Genomic DNA, 13,993 nt, shown 5'->3' with positions numbered 1-13,993 from the left:
AACGAGTCAGGCGGCGACGGGGTGGACGACTGAGAGGCCGAGCGACTCGGCTTCGCGGGTGAACGCCTCCGCGTCGGCCACCGCCGCGCCGCCCGTGTCGTTGTTGAAGTACGCGTACACGTCGGAGTCGGCCGGCCAGGCCTCGGCGGTCCGCGCCGCCCAGGACCGCAGGGCCTGCCGGCCGTAGCGGGGGAACGGCCGCGCCCGGCCCTCGTGGAAGCGCAGGTAGCCCCAGTCGGCGGTGCGCCACAGCGGGGTGATCGGGCCGGCGCGGTCCGCCCAGCACAGCGCGGCGCCGCGGGCCTGGAGCACCCGCCGCACCTCCTCGGTCCACCAGCTCGTATGCCGCGGCTCGACGGCCACCCGCACCCCGGCCGGGAACCGGGTGAGGCAGTCGTCCAGCAGCGCGGCGTCGGCCCGCAGCGTCGGCGGCAGCTGCAGCAGCACCGGGCCGAGCCGGTCGCCCAGCCCGGCCGCGCGGCCCATCAGCCGCTCCACCGGCTCCGCCGGCTCACGCAGCCGCTTGATGTGGGTGAGGTAGCGGCTGCCCTTGACCGCGATGACGAACCCCGGCGGGGTGCGCTGCCGCCACGCCTCGAACGCCTCCCGGGTCGGCAGCCGGTAGAAGGCGTTGTTCAGCTCGACGGTGGGGAAGAGCCGGGTGTACTCCTCCAGCCACAGCCGCTGCGGCAGCCCGGCCGGGTAGCAGACACCCCGCCAGTGCGGGTACTGCCAGCCGGAGGTCCCCACGTACACCGCCACGCCGTTAGTGTCGGCCGAGAACCGCTCGGACGCACCTGCGAGACTTGGGGACGTGACAGCCAACGTGGAGCACGCAGCAGTCACCCGCTCGCGGGCGCTCTTCGCCCGCGCCTCCACCGCCACCCCCGGCGGGGTCAACTCGCCGGTGCGGGCGTTCCGCGCGGTCGGCGGCACCCCCCGGTTCATGGCCCGCGGCGAGGGCCCCTACCTCTGGGACGCCGACGGCAACCGGTACGTCGACCTGGTGTCCTCCTGGGGGCCGATGATCCTCGGCCATGCCCACCCGGACGTCGTCTCCGCCGTGCGGCGGGCCAGCGGGGCCGGGCTGTCGTTCGGCACCCCCACCGAGGGCGAGGTGGAGCTGGCCGAGGAGATCATCCGCCGGGTGCCGCCGGTGGAGCAGGTCCGGCTGGTCAACTCCGGCACCGAGGCCACGATGAGCGCGATCCGGCTGGCCCGCGGGTTCACCGGCCGCAGCAAGGTGGTCAAGTTCGCCGGCTGCTACCACGGTCACGTGGACGCGCTGCTGGCCGAGGCCGGCTCTGGGGTGGCCACCCTGGCGCTGCCCGGCACACCCGGGGTGACCGGCGCGCAGACCGGGGACACCATGGTGCTGCCGTACAACGACGTCGAGGCGGTGCGCGCGGCGTTCGCCGAGCACGGCGCGGACATCGCCTGCGTGATCACCGAGGCGGCCGCCGGCAACATGGGCGCGGTGCCCCCCGAGCCCGGGTTCAACGCCGAACTGCGCGAGCTGTGCCACGCCTCCGGCGCGCTGCTGGTGATGGACGAGGTGATGACCGGCTTCCGGGTGTCGGGCTCCGGCTGGTACGGCCTGGAGGGGGTGGCCGGCGACCTCTACACGTTCGGCAAGGTGATGTCCGGCGGGCTGCCCGCGGCGGCGTTCGGCGGCCGGGCCGACGTGATGGCCCGCCTCGCCCCGTCCGGGCCCGTCTACCAGGCCGGCACGCTGGCCGGGAATCCGGTCGCGGTGGCCGCCGGACTGGCCACCCTGCGCGCCGCCGACGACGAGGTGTACCGGCTGCTGGACCGCAACGCCCGGCGGCTGGGCGAGCTGATCGGCGACGCGCTCACCGCCGAGGGTGTGCCGCACCAGGTGCAGTACGCCGGCAACATGCTCAGCGTGTTCTTCACCGACGAGCCGGTGCGCGACTACGCCGCCGCGCAGGCCTCCCAGACCTGGCGGTTCCCGGTGTTCTTCCACGCGCTGCTGGCCCGCGGGGTCTACCCGCCGCCCAGCGGGTTCGAGTGCATGTTCGTCAACGCGGCCATGGACGACGCCGCGTTCGCGGTGATCGCCGAGGCGCTGCCGCACGCGGCGGCGGCCGCCGCGGCGGCGACCGAGGAGGGGCGCCAGTGACCGAAGCAACCCGGCGGAGGGAGGAACGGTGACCCGGACGGTCGTCCACCTGCTGCGGCACGGTGAGGTGCACAACCCGGACGGGATCCTCTACGGCCGGATGGCCGGGTTCCGGCTGTCCACCGTCGGCGAGAAGCAGGCGCTCACCGTGGCCGAGGATCTGGCCGACCACGACATCGTCCGGGTGCTGTCCTCGCCGCTGGAGCGGGCCAGGCAGACGGCGGCCCCGGTGGCCGAGGCGCATGGGCTCGAGGTCGTCGTGGACGACCGGTTGATCGAGGCGGACAACCTCTTCGAGGGTCAGCGGGTCTCGGTCGGCGACGGGGCGCTGCGCTCGCCGAAGCACTGGATCAAGCTGCGCAACCCGTTCCGCCCGTCCTGGGGCGAGCCCTTTCTGGAGATCGCGCACCGGATGCTGGCCGCGGTGCACCGGGCCCGGGAGGAGGCCGCCGGGCACGAGGTGGTGTGCGTGTCGCACCAGTTGCCGATCTGGACGGTGCGCCGGTTCCTGGAGGGCCGGCGGCTGTGGCACGACCCGCGCCGCCGGCAGTGCTCGCTGGCCTCGCTGACCAGCTTGGAGTTCGCCGACGAGGAACTGGTCCGGATCACCTACCGGGAGCCCGCCGGTTCCAGCGACCCCACGGTGACGGGAGCATGACCGGCCACGACCGCGGTCCCACGCGCACCCGCCGGACGACGACGACCAGGATGGTGCGGGGCGCGCTGGTCGCGTTGGTCGCGGTGCTCGCCCTGGCCGGCTGCTCGACCGGCAAGGACGCGGTGTCCCAGGGCGGCGACTTCCAGTTCGTCTCGCCCGGCGGGCAGACCCGGATCTTCTACCCGCCGGACAAGCGCGGCAGGGCCCCCGATATCGGCGGGGAGAGCCTGCTGGAGCCGGGCAGGCAGATCAAGCTGTCCGACTACCCGAACCAGGTGATCGTGCTCAACCTGTGGGGATCCTGGTGCGGGCCGTGCCGCACCGAGATGCCCCAGCTCCAGCAGGTGTACGACCAGACGAAGGCGTCCGGGGTGCAGCTGATCGGCATCGACCTGCGGGACGCGGACCGCAGCGCGCCCACCGACTTCGTCCGGGACCGCGGGCTCAGCTACCCGTCCGTCTACGACCCGCCCGGCCGGTCGCTGTTCGCACTGAAGGGCTACCCCCGGTCCGTGGTGCCGTCCACCATCGTGCTGGACCGCCAGCACCGGGTGGCCGCCATCTACCTGGAGTCGATCCTGGCCTCGGACATTCTGCCCGAGGTGCAGCGGCTCACCGCGGAACGCGCCTGACCGGCGGGCCCCTGTGACCCAGCCCGCCGGGAGGGGATACCGGTGCCTGGCTCCGCACCGGGGTTACCTACGCTCGGTGGCGTGAATCCCACCGAGCTCGCCACGTCGGGGCCGCTGGTGCTGGCCGCCGGGGTCGCGTTGCTCGCCGGTGCGGTGTCCTTCGCGTCCCCGTGCTGCGTGCCGCTGGTCCCCGGCTACCTGGCCTACCTGGCCGGGCTGGTGGGCGCCGAGGCGCCGGCGGTCGGCGAGCGCGAGCCGGCCCGGCGGGGCCGGTGGCGGGTGGCCAGCGCCGCCCTGCTGTTCGTGCTCGGTTTCACCGTCGTCTTCGCGGCCGGGGTGATCGGTGTCCTCGGCGTCTCCGACGTGGTGTTCACCAACGAGACGCTGCTGCAGCGGGTCGGCGGCGTGGTCACCATCGTCATGGGCCTGGTGTTCGTCGGCCTGGTGCCGGTGCTGCAGCGGGATGTGCGGCTGCACCGGGTGCCCCGCGCCGGGCTGCTCGGCGCCCCGCTGCTCGGCGCGGTGTTCGGCCTGGGCTGGACGCCGTGCCTGGGGCCCACGCTGGTCGGCGTGGTCGCGGTGGCCAGCGGCACCCAGGTCGGCTCGAGCACGCTGCGCGGGGTGCTCCTGGTGCTGGCCTACTGCCTCGGCCTGGGCCTGCCGTTCGTGCTGCTCGCGCTCGGCGCTCGGTGGGCGCTGCGGGCGGTCGGCTGGCTGCGCGGGCACGTCCGCGCGGTGCAGCTCACCGGCGGTGCGCTGCTGGTCGTGGTGGGCGTGCTGCTGGTCACCGGCCTGTGGGGGGAGATGGTGGCGCTCCTGCAGAGCGCGGTGGTGGACGACACGAGGTTGCCGCTTTGACCGGCTCGCGGATCGGTGCCGTGCTCGCGCTGCTGCGCAACACCTGGCGCGGCCTCACGTCCATGCGCACCGCGCTGGCCCTGCTGTTCCTGCTCGCCCTCGGCGCGCTGCCCGGGGCCCTGCTGCCGCAGCGCTCCCTCAACGCCCCCAAGGTCGGCCAGTACATCACCGAGCACGGCTGGTGGGGCCGGGTGCTGGACAAGCTGCAGTTCTACGACGTGTACGGCAGCGTCTGGTTCGCCGCGATCTACGTGCTGCTGTTCGTCTCGCTGGTCGGCTGCCTGGTGCCGCGCAGCGTCGAGTACGCCAGGCAGTCCGTGGCCAAGCCAGTGCTCACGCCGCGCAACCTCGGCCGCATGCCGCACTACGCGACGTCCACAGTGGACGCCTCGCCGGCGGACGTGCTGGCCGCGGTGCGGCCGAAGCTGCGCGGCTGGCGGGCGGTGGAGCGCGAGGAGGACGGTGGGGCGCGCAGCATCAGCGCCGAACGCGGCTTCCTCCGCGAGACCGGCAACCTGCTGTTCCACTTCGCCCTGCTCGGCCTGCTGGTCGCGTACGCGGTGGGCAAGATGTACGGCTACGAGGGCCAGGTCATCGTGCAGGCCGACGGCTCCCAGTTCTGCAACTCCGGGGTGCTCAACTACGACTCGTTCCGGCCCGGCCTGCGGGTGGACGGCACCCAACTGGACCCGTTCTGCGTCAAGGTGAACGGCTTCACGGCCCGGTACCTGCCGGACGGCCAGGCCGAGTCGTACCAGGCCGACGTGCAGTACCAGTCCGGCGCGGACCTGGAGACGAACACCTGGAAGCCGTACGACCTGAGGGTCAACTCGCCGCTGCGCACCGCCGGCGACCGGGTCTACCTGCTGGGCAACGGCTACTCTCCGGTGTTCACCGTGACCTTCCCGAACGGGCAGCAGCGCACTGGCCACGTGCAGTGGGAGCCGGTGGACCAGCAGACCAAGCTGTCCCAGGGCGCCACCAAGTTCGACCCGCCGGACGTCACCGACCCGGTGCTGCGCCGCCAGCAGCAGATCGCGGTCACCGGCCTGTTCGCGCCGACCGCCGTCTACGACGGGAAGGTCCTCTCCTCCGGGTTCCCGGCGCTGACCAGCCCGGCCGTCGCGGTCCAGGTGTACCGCGGCGACCTGGGCACCGACTCCGGCCGCGGGCAGTCGATCTTCTCCGTCGACCACCAGATGATCGCGGACGGCCGGCTGAAGAAGGTCGCCTCGCAGAACCTCGGGCTGGGCCAGCAACTGCGGCTGGACGACGGCACCACGGTGCGCTTCGACGGCGTGGTGCCGTGGGTCAACCTCCAGGTCTCCCACGATCCGACGCAGGACCTGGTGCTGGTGTTCGCCATCCTGATCATCGGCGGGCTGGTCACCTCGCTGACCGTGAAGCGGCGCCGGGTGTGGGTGCGCGCCACCCCGGAGAGCGGTGCCGAGGGCGGCGGTCGTACCGTTGTCGAGGTCGGCGGGCTGGCACGCACCGACCAGGCGGGTTACGGCGAGGAGTTCACCAGGCTCTCCGGCGAGTTGCTCGCGGCGCCTCGGCAGCGGGCGGAGCAGGACCCCGAATGATCCCGGCGAGCCGCGGCACCCGTACCGACCACGGCGCGTGCCGGGGCCGGCCGCGCGAAGCCGCGGAGAAGAGGGACAGCACATGACGGTCAACACGACGCTGGCGACGTACAGCGACTGGACCTACGCCACCGCCATCGCGATCTATGTCCTGTCCATGCTGTTCTACCTGGCCGAGCAGGCGTTCGGCCGGTTCGCGCGGCGCTCCGAGCGGGTCGAGGCGGCCACCGTGGGTGGCTCTGGTGGCGGTACCGCCGTGCTGGACCGGCCGGCGCCGCCCCGGGTGACCCCGGCCGGGCGGCCGCTACCGGAGCGGCTGGGCCGGATGGGCGTGGCGCTCACCGTGCTCGGCGTGGCGCTGCACGCCTCCGCGGTGCTGACGCGCGGGCTGGCCGTGCACCGGGTGCCGTGGGGCAACATGTACGAGTACGGCTCGGCGGTGTGCCTGGCGGCCATGGTCACCTGGCTGGTGCTGATGCGCCGGTTCCCGATCCGCCGGCTCACCGGCTTCGTGCTGCTGCCGATCGTGGTGTTGCTGTTCCTCGGCGGCACGGTGCTCTACGCGAACGCCGCCCCGCTGCAGCCGGCGTTGCAGTCCTACTGGCTGGTGATCCACGTCTCCGCCGCGGCCACCTCCAGCGGCATCCTGCTGCTGCCCGGCGTGGCCAGCCTGCTCTACCTGGTGCGCACCGCCAACGAGCACAACCCGCGGCGGTTCGCCCGGCTGGCTCCCCGGCTTCCCGGGGCGGACATGCTGGACCGGCTGGCGTACCGGACCACGATCTTCGCCTTCCCGCTGTTCACCTTCGGCATCGTGTGCGGCGCCATCTGGGCGGAGTCCGCGTGGGGCCGGTTCTGGGGCTGGGATCCCAAGGAGACCACCGCGCTGGTCGCCTGGGTGGTCTACGCCTCCTACCTGCACGCCAGGGCGACCGCGGGCTGGCGGGGCAACCGCGCCGCCGTGATCAACGTGCTGGGCTTCGCGGTGATGGTGTTCAACCTCTTCTTCATCAACCTCGTGGTCTCCGGCCTGCATTCGTACGCCGGCGTCAACGGCTGATCGGGTGCTGTGCTTCACCTGGGGGAACGTCGATTACGACACGGCACCTGGTGTCGACCCGCGGTGATTCGGCGGCTACCGTCGCTCCCGGAGATCGGGGAGCTTTCCAACCGCTTGCCGGGGAGGATCGTGCGGTGACTGGTCGCTACGAAGAGCCTGAGCCGCGCCATGACGCGACATGGCAGTCGACGGTGGGGGCGGGCGGCAACGCCCAGCAGCCGAACGGGACGGCCGGCCCGGGTGGGCATGCCAGCCATGCGGAGCAGCAGGCCGACCCCGCCGCGCCCGCGCCGCTGTACGTCGATCCCTCGGTGTCCGGGCCATACCAGCTCGGCGGTGGCCCGTCCGGCCCGTACCAGGTCGGTGGCGGCACTTCGGGTCCGTACCAGGTGTCCGGCGGGTCCTCCGGTCCGTACCAGGTCGGTGGCGGCTACTCCGGGCCGCACCAGGTTTCCGGTGGCCCGTCCGGGCCGCATTCCGTCGGTGGTGGCCCGTCCGGCCCCTACCAGGTCGCCGGCGGTGCCTCCGGCCCGCACCGGGTGGACGGGTCGCAGTACGTGGAGTCCGGCCCGTCCGGGCCGCAGCAGGCGCAGCCGTACCCGCATCAGGCGCCGCAGCAGGGTCGGCAGGGCAACCAGGAACTGTCCTCGGCGCAGTTGCTCCGGCAGCAGAAGCGACCGCCGCAGTCCGGCTGGCGCCGCGCCGTCTACGTGGCCACCGGCCACCTGGTGAACCTCGGCGAGAGCCCGGCCGACCTGCGCCGCCGTGACCTGATCGCGCGGATCAACCAGCCGCTGCGGGGCTGCTACCGGATCGCGATGCTCAGCCTCAAGGGCGGCGTCGGCAAGACCACGACCACGGCCAGCCTGGGCGCCACGTTCGCCTCGCTGCGCGGTGACCGGGTGATCGCCGTGGACGCCAACCCGGACCGGGGCACGTTGGCCCAGAAGATCCCGCTGGAGACCACCGCCACGGTGCGGCACCTGCTGCGCGACGCCAAGCGGATCACCCGGTACAGCGACGTCCGGGCGTACACCTCGCAGGGGCCGAGCCGGCTCGAGGTGCTGGCCAGCGAGCAGGACCCGGCCGTGTCCGAGGCGTTCAGCGAGGACGACTACCGGCGCACCGTCGCCCTGCTGGAGCACTTCTACAACATCGTGCTCACCGACTGCGGCACCGGACTGATGCACTCGGCCATGAAGGGCGTGCTCGACCTGGCCGACTCTTTGATCATCGTGTCGTCCGGCTCGGTGGACGGCGCCCGCAGCGCGTCGGCCACCGTCGACTGGCTGGACGCGCACGGCTACCGCGACCTGGTGTCCCGCTCGGTCGCCGTGATCAACTCGGTGCGGCCACGGTCCGGCAAGGTCAACCTGGACCGGCTTGCCGAGCACTTCGCCGCGCGCTGCCGGGCGGTCTGCCGCGTCCCGTTCGACCCGCATCTGGAGGAGGGTGCGGAGATCGAACTGGACCGGCTGGCTCCGGCAACCAGGCTTGCCCTGCTGGAACTCGCCGCCACCGTCGCCGACGACTTCCCCAACGACACCGGCCGTCGCCGCTAGAGCGGCGGCTGGTGCCGGTTCACGGCTTGCGTGCCACGCCGCCGAGCAGCAGGTGTTCCCCGTCGGCCGGCGGCGTCAGGCGCGGCCCCTCGGGCCACCACTCGAACAGGTAGGTCAGGCCGGGCTCGACGAACTCCAGGCCGTCGAAGAACGCGGTGATTTCGTCGCGGGTGCGGAAGAAGCAGGTGCCCATCAGGTTGATGAACCGCTGCTGCGCCTCCCTTGCGAGTTCGCTGCGCGGGCTTCCGTCGGCCGGGTCGTACAGGTGGCTGATGGCCACGTAGGAGCCGCTCGGCAGACCGTCCACATAGGACGATATGATGTCGCGCGGCCGTTCGGCGTCGGCGACGTGGTGCAGCGTGTTCGAGTGGATCAGCGCGATCGGCCGCTCGAAGTCCAGGCGCTCGGCCACCGCGGGGCTGCGCAGTAGTTCCGCCGGGTGCCGCAGGTCCGCCGCGACGAAGTGGGTGAACTCGTTCTCCTCCAGGAGTGCGCGGCCGTGCGCGGCGACCACCGGGTCGTTGTCCACGTACACCACGCGCGCCTCCGGGTTGTACCGCTGCGCGACCTGGTGGGTGTTCTCCGCGGTGGGCAGCCCGGAGCCGCAGTCCAGGAACTGGTCGACGCCGGCGTGCCCCGCCAGGAACCGGACCACCCTGGTCAGCCACGCCCGGCATTGCCGCGCGACCTGCGGGGTCTCCGGAGCGATCTCCAGCAGTTGCCGGTACACCGCCCGATCGACCTCGTAGTTGTCCTTGCCGCCCAGGAAGGCGTCATAGACGCGGGCGATGCTGGGCTGGCTGGTGTCGATCTCCGTGGGTAGCACGCCGTCCGATTCGCCGACAACGGACATCCGGTCCTCGCTCGCGTCGTAGCGGAAGGGTTCGCTGCCGCCCAGCGTAGGCGATCGGATTCGCAAGGTACCTGCGGACCTCGGGCCGCTGCCGAACTCGGCTGTGGCCGATCGGGGCGGGAACGAGCCTGCGCCCGGCGCTGCGTTTCCGCGCCAGTCATCGCTGAATGGTGGGTGCGCGGCGAGGGCCTGGGTGATCCCTGGGGAAGGCGACGGCCCCCGCCGCGCGTCCTTTCACTCCGGGGTCGGGACACCCGGAGTGAAAGGAGTTCTCAGGGCATGTCTCGGCTCGTCCGGGAGTCGCACGGGCGGCAGCACGGCGGTCGGGTAGTCGTCCGGCGCCAGCCGTCCGGCCGCCTCGTCCGCCGGCCACGCCAGGCAGACGGCCAACCCCTCCCGGCGCATCCGCGAGATCAGTTCCCGCACCGTCACGCCCCACTGGTTGCCCTCCCGGAACATGTGTTGGGCACCCACCGCGAATCCCTCCGCTGCTGTCATTCGGCCGTCTCCTGCTGGTCGTCGGATCGGTGGCGGCGGCGGTAGTAAGCCCGCGACTGCTCCGCGGCCCAGTCCAGGCGCTGATGCACCCAGGTGCGGGCGAAGGTCACCATGGAGTCCGGTTCCCAGCGCGTACCGTCCGGCACGGTCACCTGGGATATGAGCAGATCGCGCCCATGGGTGATGACCACGGATACCGCACTCTTCCGCCATGTGAAGGAGAAACCACCGTAACCGTAGACGATGGCAGCGATCCCCGAGTCGACCGTTTCGAACGCGGGGCCGTACTCGGGGAATGGAACGGTGATCCGCTCGTACGTGGTACCGTCCCGGAGTTTTTCGATGGAAGCCGTGCCACCGTCGGGTATCCGTATTCCGCCGCCAATCTCCGTGCTGGCGCTAATCCTCCACAATGGTGATGGTTCCAGTGCCATCGCAGTTGCCACAGCCCTTGCCCTTGCAGTCACCACAGGTGACCGTGATGTTCGGTAGCATGTCGCCCTCGTCAGTCCGTGGAGAGGGAAAGCGCGGCACGCTCCCGCACCGCTCGGCCGAGTTCGACCATCCGCGCACCGAGCCTCCGCTGATCCTCGGCCGGCCAGCGGTACCCCGTCAGGCCGGAGTCGGCGTCGAGTTCGGCGCACATGTAGCGCACAAGTTGCTTGTTCAAAGAAGCAAGAGCCGCCAGCAACTCCCGATCCCGGCTGTCGTGTCCGGCCACTCCCACAGGAGGATTCATTCACAACTCATCTCCCTGTGCTGATTTCTTGCCTGTCTACAAGCCCGATCTGGCCTGCTCTTCGGCAAGGGAATCGTAGGTCGGGATCGCGAACCACCCCGTGCTGCTGTGATCTTGTGTTGCATGATTTCCCGGATCAGCAAGGAGAACTGGAACGGGCGAACGGTGCGCGCCACCGTTCGCACCACGCCGCGTGTCTGGCGACAACGAGCGCGGTGTGCGCGCAATCTGTTTAGCGGCGGAAGCTTGCTAAGCTTTGAAGTGATAGCTTCGCTGGACCGTTTTCGTTGAGGAATCCTCGACCCAGGCGAGTTCCCAGATATCGCTGTTCACCTTGAATTCACGATCAAAACCCACCCATCAGCCCCTCGTGGTCTTGCCTGGTGGGTCGATGACAAGTTGGATGGCGCCGTGGTAGATGGAGCCACGGTAGTATCCCGCAGGCGAAGTGCGCTCTGACCAAGTGCCTGTGGCAACCGGACCACTGAGCGCGAGATCTAGTCTGAGTATGGACCCGTTCGATGCGGGAACGCTTTCGCCAATCAGACGGTCGCCTTGCTGACGAATGACAACATAGTGCTCGCCGACCAGTTCCGCGTCGCGACCTGTGCTGGGATAGACATAACGGCTGTGCCATATTCCGGAAAAGATATTGTTGGGCGACTCCGTCCTACGAACTGGTGCGGCTTCTGCCTCAATGCCGAGCAACGGCGATGCCGCCGCCAATGACAGGCTCGCGCTAAGCTTGAGCAACAACGACCGCCGATCGACACCAACCCCGACACGGTCTGCCCACGTAGCTGCGAGGCGGGCCAGTTCATGCACATCGAGGTCCTGCAACTTGCCCACGAACTCGGCGAGACCGCCGTTGCGTGGTTCGGGCACATTGGGGCTGCCGAGCCCCAGTAAGCCGGGAGTCTCAGCCAACATCGGTATACCGTCGGCACCTCCGTGACACTGCGCGTCACGGTCACGGAAGTCCGCACAGTCTGCCACCAGGTCCGAAATACTGCACTCGTACAGCTCGGCTAGTTTGGTGAGCACGGCGAGTGAGGGAGCATGGCCAGTCGCGCTTGGCCACAGCTCCCAATAGGAGGAGTTCTTGAACGTCTTCGGGTCGGCTGGCCAACGATCGTTCCAGCGATCGGCCGCCTCCCGTTGGCTCCAGCTATGCGCTAGCCGAAGCGCAACTCTAGCGTTGACGTTGTAGCGCTGACGGAAGACGGCAGCGATCTCTCCCCACGTCTTGTGCTGTGTGCGCAACTCTGCGGACAGTTGCCGTTGCTCCTGCCGCAGGCTTCGGAGTGCGGTCGGCATCGAAGGCTCCTCTCAGCGGTGGGCCAGACCGTAGCGCCCCTCCATCACCACACAGGCGTTTCCCGTCCAGCAGGGAAATCTTGGCCGGCGGCAAGCTCCCAGCCGGACCGGGAGTATCGGAAGACGAGACGTTGGAATGCAGGAGTTGAAGGAGCTGTTCGCCCCTGGTGGACGAGGACGACGAGCAGCGGGTGACCGCTCCGGAACTCCTTCGACCTGGTGTCCGTCTTCACCCCTCCGCAGCTCACCACTGTGCTGGGGCACGAGATGAAAGCGCTCGGGATGGTGAGGACGGCCCTACCTGGTGGTGGCGCTCGCTGTGCCGACGGCGTTCGAAGCGGGCGGGTTGGTGGCGGAGCGCCGGGCGACGTGGGCCGGATACACCGCGAGTGCGTAGCCGGCGCCAGGGGCGCCACCACGCACTCGCGGGAGAGCGTTATTCGTTCGAGTCGGAGTCACCCGGCTTGCGTGGGCGGCGGGCCTGCTCGCCGAGCTTGCGGAGGAACTCCGGGTCGTCGTCGGGGGCGACGCTGCGGCGCGAACCCACGCCGACGTGCTCGGAACCGAACGCGCGCCACAGCAGCACGGCAACCGTCACCGCGCCGATGGTCGCGAGCAGGTACAGCAGCATGGCCGCCACCTCCTCCAAGATCGCCGCTGGCGGGGCCAGACGGACACCAGCATGCCGGATCTTCGACGATTGTGCCGGAGCCGCAGGTCACCACGGGGCCGGCGGGTGCGGAAGAGGCGTTGGCCGGGGTGTTTCTCGCGCGGCCCGTGGCGGCGCGTCAGGGGGTCTCGGATGACCGGCCAGCCGGCCGCGGAGCGGATATGTCAGAGATTGCGGACCGGCTCGGTCGCCTCTGTTGTCAACTCGGCCAGCAGGGCCTTGACTTCGGACTCGCGGAACCGGCGGTGCCCGCCCGGAGTCCGGATCGAGCCGATCCGGCCGGCGGTGGCCCAGCGGGTTACCGTCTTGGGGTCGACACGGAACAGGGACGCGACCTCACCCGGGGTGAGGAGCCGCTCGCTCACATGCTGTCGGGGTTGGTGAACGGACGCGGTCACTCTCGTCCTCCTTGCTGAGTTATGCCAGCGGGGGTCCGGCGTACCGGCCGCATCGTTGCATCTCACCCGGTGGGTACTCGAACACTTGGGTGATAGTAAAGGGGGAGTAAGGGGCAAAAGCCGCGGTTCGGACACCGTCGGGACCCCGAAAGGCGTGGTCCTACGCTTGGCGCCGTGGACGCTGTCGACCGGCAGATCATCGCCGCGCTGAGAGTCAACGGAAGGGCAACGTATGCCGATCTCGGCCGGCAGGTGGGCCTGTCCGCGTCCGCTGTGCACGAGCGGGTGGGCAAGTTGGAGTCGACCGGTGTGATCACCGGCTACCACGCCGTGGTCGAGCCGACCGCGGTCGGCCTGGGCGTCACCGCGCTGGTCGGCATCGTGCCCACGGACACCGGCGACAACGAGGAGATCGCCGAGGCGCTGGCCGAGTTGCCCGAGGTCGAGTCGTGCTACGCGGTCGCCGGCGACGAGGCCTTCGTGGTGAAGGTGCGGGTGCCCACGGTGGACGAGCTGGAACGCACCCTCGGCCGGCTGCGCCGGATCGACGGGGTGGCCAGGACCCGCACCACGGTCGTGCTGTCCACCCGGTTCGAGGGCCGCCCGAACAACGCCGAGGTGGCACCCGGGTAGGCCGCGCAGAAGGTGCCCGGCCGGCCGCGTACCCTCGGGTCCGTGCAGGTCGACCGGAACGACGTCGACGCGGGCGAGCCGGTGCGCACCCCGCCGCCCGGCGGTGCCCTGGCCCGCGACCTCGCGCTGTACACGGTGGCCAGGCTGGGCCTGCTGGCCGCGATCGCCGCCGTGCTGGTTGTCGCGCACGTGCCGCTGCTGGTCGCGCTCGCGGTGGCCGTGGTGGTGGCCATGCCGCTGTCCCTGTTCGTCTTCCGCGGGCTGCGCACCCGGGTGGCCGCCGGCATGGCCGAGCGTGCCGCGCGGCGCCGGGCGGAACGCGAGCGGCTGCGCGCCCAACTGCGCGGTGAGGATCCGCCGGACAGCCCCTGACCTCGTAGGCTGGT

General features: G+C 70.7%; 17 protein-coding genes. 9 read left to right on the top strand and 8 right to left on the bottom strand.

Features of this window, described 5'->3' with window-relative positions:
* Nucleotides 1-6: 6 nt before the first annotated feature.
* Complete coding sequence (locus FFT21_RS05370) at nucleotides 7-762, bottom strand: DUF72 domain-containing protein (protein WP_137812612.1); 756 nt, start codon at nucleotides 760-762, stop codon at nucleotides 7-9.
* 52 nt (nucleotides 763-814) lie between these two features.
* Here FFT21_RS05370 and hemL point away from each other — a divergent pair, with 52 nt between their 5' ends.
* From hemL to FFT21_RS05335, 7 genes are all read left to right on the top strand, one after another.
* A complete protein-coding gene (hemL, locus tag FFT21_RS05365) occupies nucleotides 815-2,143 on the top strand; it encodes a glutamate-1-semialdehyde 2,1-aminomutase (protein WP_225978100.1) in 1,329 nt (442 codons plus the stop codon).
* Nucleotides 2,144-2,171: 28 nt separating this feature from the next.
* On the top strand, nucleotides 2,172-2,801 hold the full coding sequence (locus tag FFT21_RS05360) for a histidine phosphatase family protein (protein WP_137812611.1): 630 nt from the start codon (nucleotides 2,172-2,174) through the stop codon (nucleotides 2,799-2,801).
* A gap of 50 nt (nucleotides 2,802-2,851) precedes the next feature.
* Complete coding sequence (locus FFT21_RS05355; RefSeq protein WP_137812714.1) at nucleotides 2,852-3,433, top strand: TlpA disulfide reductase family protein; 582 nt, start codon at nucleotides 2,852-2,854, stop codon at nucleotides 3,431-3,433.
* A gap of 81 nt (nucleotides 3,434-3,514) precedes the next feature.
* Complete coding sequence (locus FFT21_RS05350; protein WP_137812610.1) at nucleotides 3,515-4,291, top strand: cytochrome c biogenesis CcdA family protein; 777 nt, start codon at nucleotides 3,515-3,517, stop codon at nucleotides 4,289-4,291.
* A 62-nt stretch (nucleotides 4,292-4,353) separates the two neighbouring features.
* On the top strand, nucleotides 4,354-5,877 hold the full coding sequence (gene resB, locus FFT21_RS05345) for a cytochrome c biogenesis protein ResB (protein WP_137812713.1): 1,524 nt from the start codon (nucleotides 4,354-4,356) through the stop codon (nucleotides 5,875-5,877).
* A gap of 82 nt (nucleotides 5,878-5,959) precedes the next feature.
* Nucleotides 5,960-6,937: a c-type cytochrome biogenesis protein CcsB gene (gene ccsB / locus FFT21_RS05340; RefSeq protein ID WP_137812609.1), complete on the top strand. Its 978-nt coding sequence runs from the start codon at nucleotides 5,960-5,962 to the stop codon at nucleotides 6,935-6,937.
* Between the two features lie 134 nt (nucleotides 6,938-7,071).
* Nucleotides 7,072-8,499: a MinD/ParA family ATP-binding protein gene (locus tag FFT21_RS05335; protein WP_225978099.1), complete on the top strand. Its 1,428-nt coding sequence runs from the start codon at nucleotides 7,072-7,074 to the stop codon at nucleotides 8,497-8,499.
* A gap of 19 nt (nucleotides 8,500-8,518) precedes the next feature.
* Here FFT21_RS05335 and FFT21_RS05330 read toward each other — a convergent pair whose 3' ends face one another.
* The 7 genes from FFT21_RS05330 to FFT21_RS05300 form a co-directional block, all read right to left on the bottom strand.
* Nucleotides 8,519-9,352 (bottom strand): SAM-dependent methyltransferase, encoded by an 834-nt coding sequence (locus FFT21_RS05330; protein WP_137812608.1) that lies wholly within the window; start codon nucleotides 9,350-9,352, stop codon nucleotides 8,519-8,521.
* 234 nt (nucleotides 9,353-9,586) lie between these two features.
* A complete protein-coding gene (locus FFT21_RS05325; protein ID WP_137812607.1) occupies nucleotides 9,587-9,850 on the bottom strand; it encodes a hypothetical protein in 264 nt (87 codons plus the stop codon).
* Complete coding sequence (locus tag FFT21_RS05320) at nucleotides 9,847-10,296, bottom strand: hypothetical protein (protein ID WP_137812606.1); 450 nt, start codon at nucleotides 10,294-10,296, stop codon at nucleotides 9,847-9,849. Before FFT21_RS05320 ends, FFT21_RS05325 begins: the two co-directional genes overlap by 4 nt.
* A 59-nt stretch (nucleotides 10,297-10,355) precedes the next feature.
* Complete coding sequence (locus tag FFT21_RS05315; protein WP_137812605.1) at nucleotides 10,356-10,571, bottom strand: hypothetical protein; 216 nt, start codon at nucleotides 10,569-10,571, stop codon at nucleotides 10,356-10,358.
* A gap of 378 nt (nucleotides 10,572-10,949) precedes the next feature.
* Nucleotides 10,950-11,906, bottom strand: a complete 957-nt coding sequence (locus FFT21_RS05310) for a hypothetical protein (RefSeq protein WP_137812604.1) — start codon at nucleotides 11,904-11,906, stop codon at nucleotides 10,950-10,952.
* 436 nt (nucleotides 11,907-12,342) lie between these two features.
* Nucleotides 12,343-12,534, bottom strand: a complete 192-nt coding sequence (locus tag FFT21_RS05305; protein ID WP_137812711.1) for a hypothetical protein — start codon at nucleotides 12,532-12,534, stop codon at nucleotides 12,343-12,345.
* A 206-nt stretch (nucleotides 12,535-12,740) separates the two neighbouring features.
* Nucleotides 12,741-12,974, bottom strand: a complete 234-nt coding sequence (locus tag FFT21_RS05300; RefSeq protein ID WP_137812603.1) for a BldC family transcriptional regulator — start codon at nucleotides 12,972-12,974, stop codon at nucleotides 12,741-12,743.
* Between the two features lie 174 nt (nucleotides 12,975-13,148).
* On the opposite strand from FFT21_RS05300, the gene FFT21_RS05295 reads away from it, so the two are divergent.
* Together FFT21_RS05295 and FFT21_RS05290 are read left to right on the top strand one after the other, a co-directional pair.
* Complete coding sequence (locus tag FFT21_RS05295) at nucleotides 13,149-13,607, top strand: Lrp/AsnC family transcriptional regulator (RefSeq protein WP_137812602.1); 459 nt, start codon at nucleotides 13,149-13,151, stop codon at nucleotides 13,605-13,607.
* A 42-nt stretch (nucleotides 13,608-13,649) separates the two neighbouring features.
* On the top strand, nucleotides 13,650-13,979 hold the full coding sequence (locus FFT21_RS05290) for a DUF4229 domain-containing protein (RefSeq protein ID WP_371856715.1): 330 nt from the start codon (nucleotides 13,650-13,652) through the stop codon (nucleotides 13,977-13,979).
* Nucleotides 13,980-13,993 lie beyond the last annotated feature (14 nt).

This window comes from Gandjariella thermophila, assembly GCF_005405885.1.
Lineage (GTDB): Bacteria > Actinomycetota > Actinomycetes > Mycobacteriales > Pseudonocardiaceae > Gandjariella > Gandjariella thermophila.
This window is presented reverse-complemented; position numbering and strand designations above follow the sequence as displayed.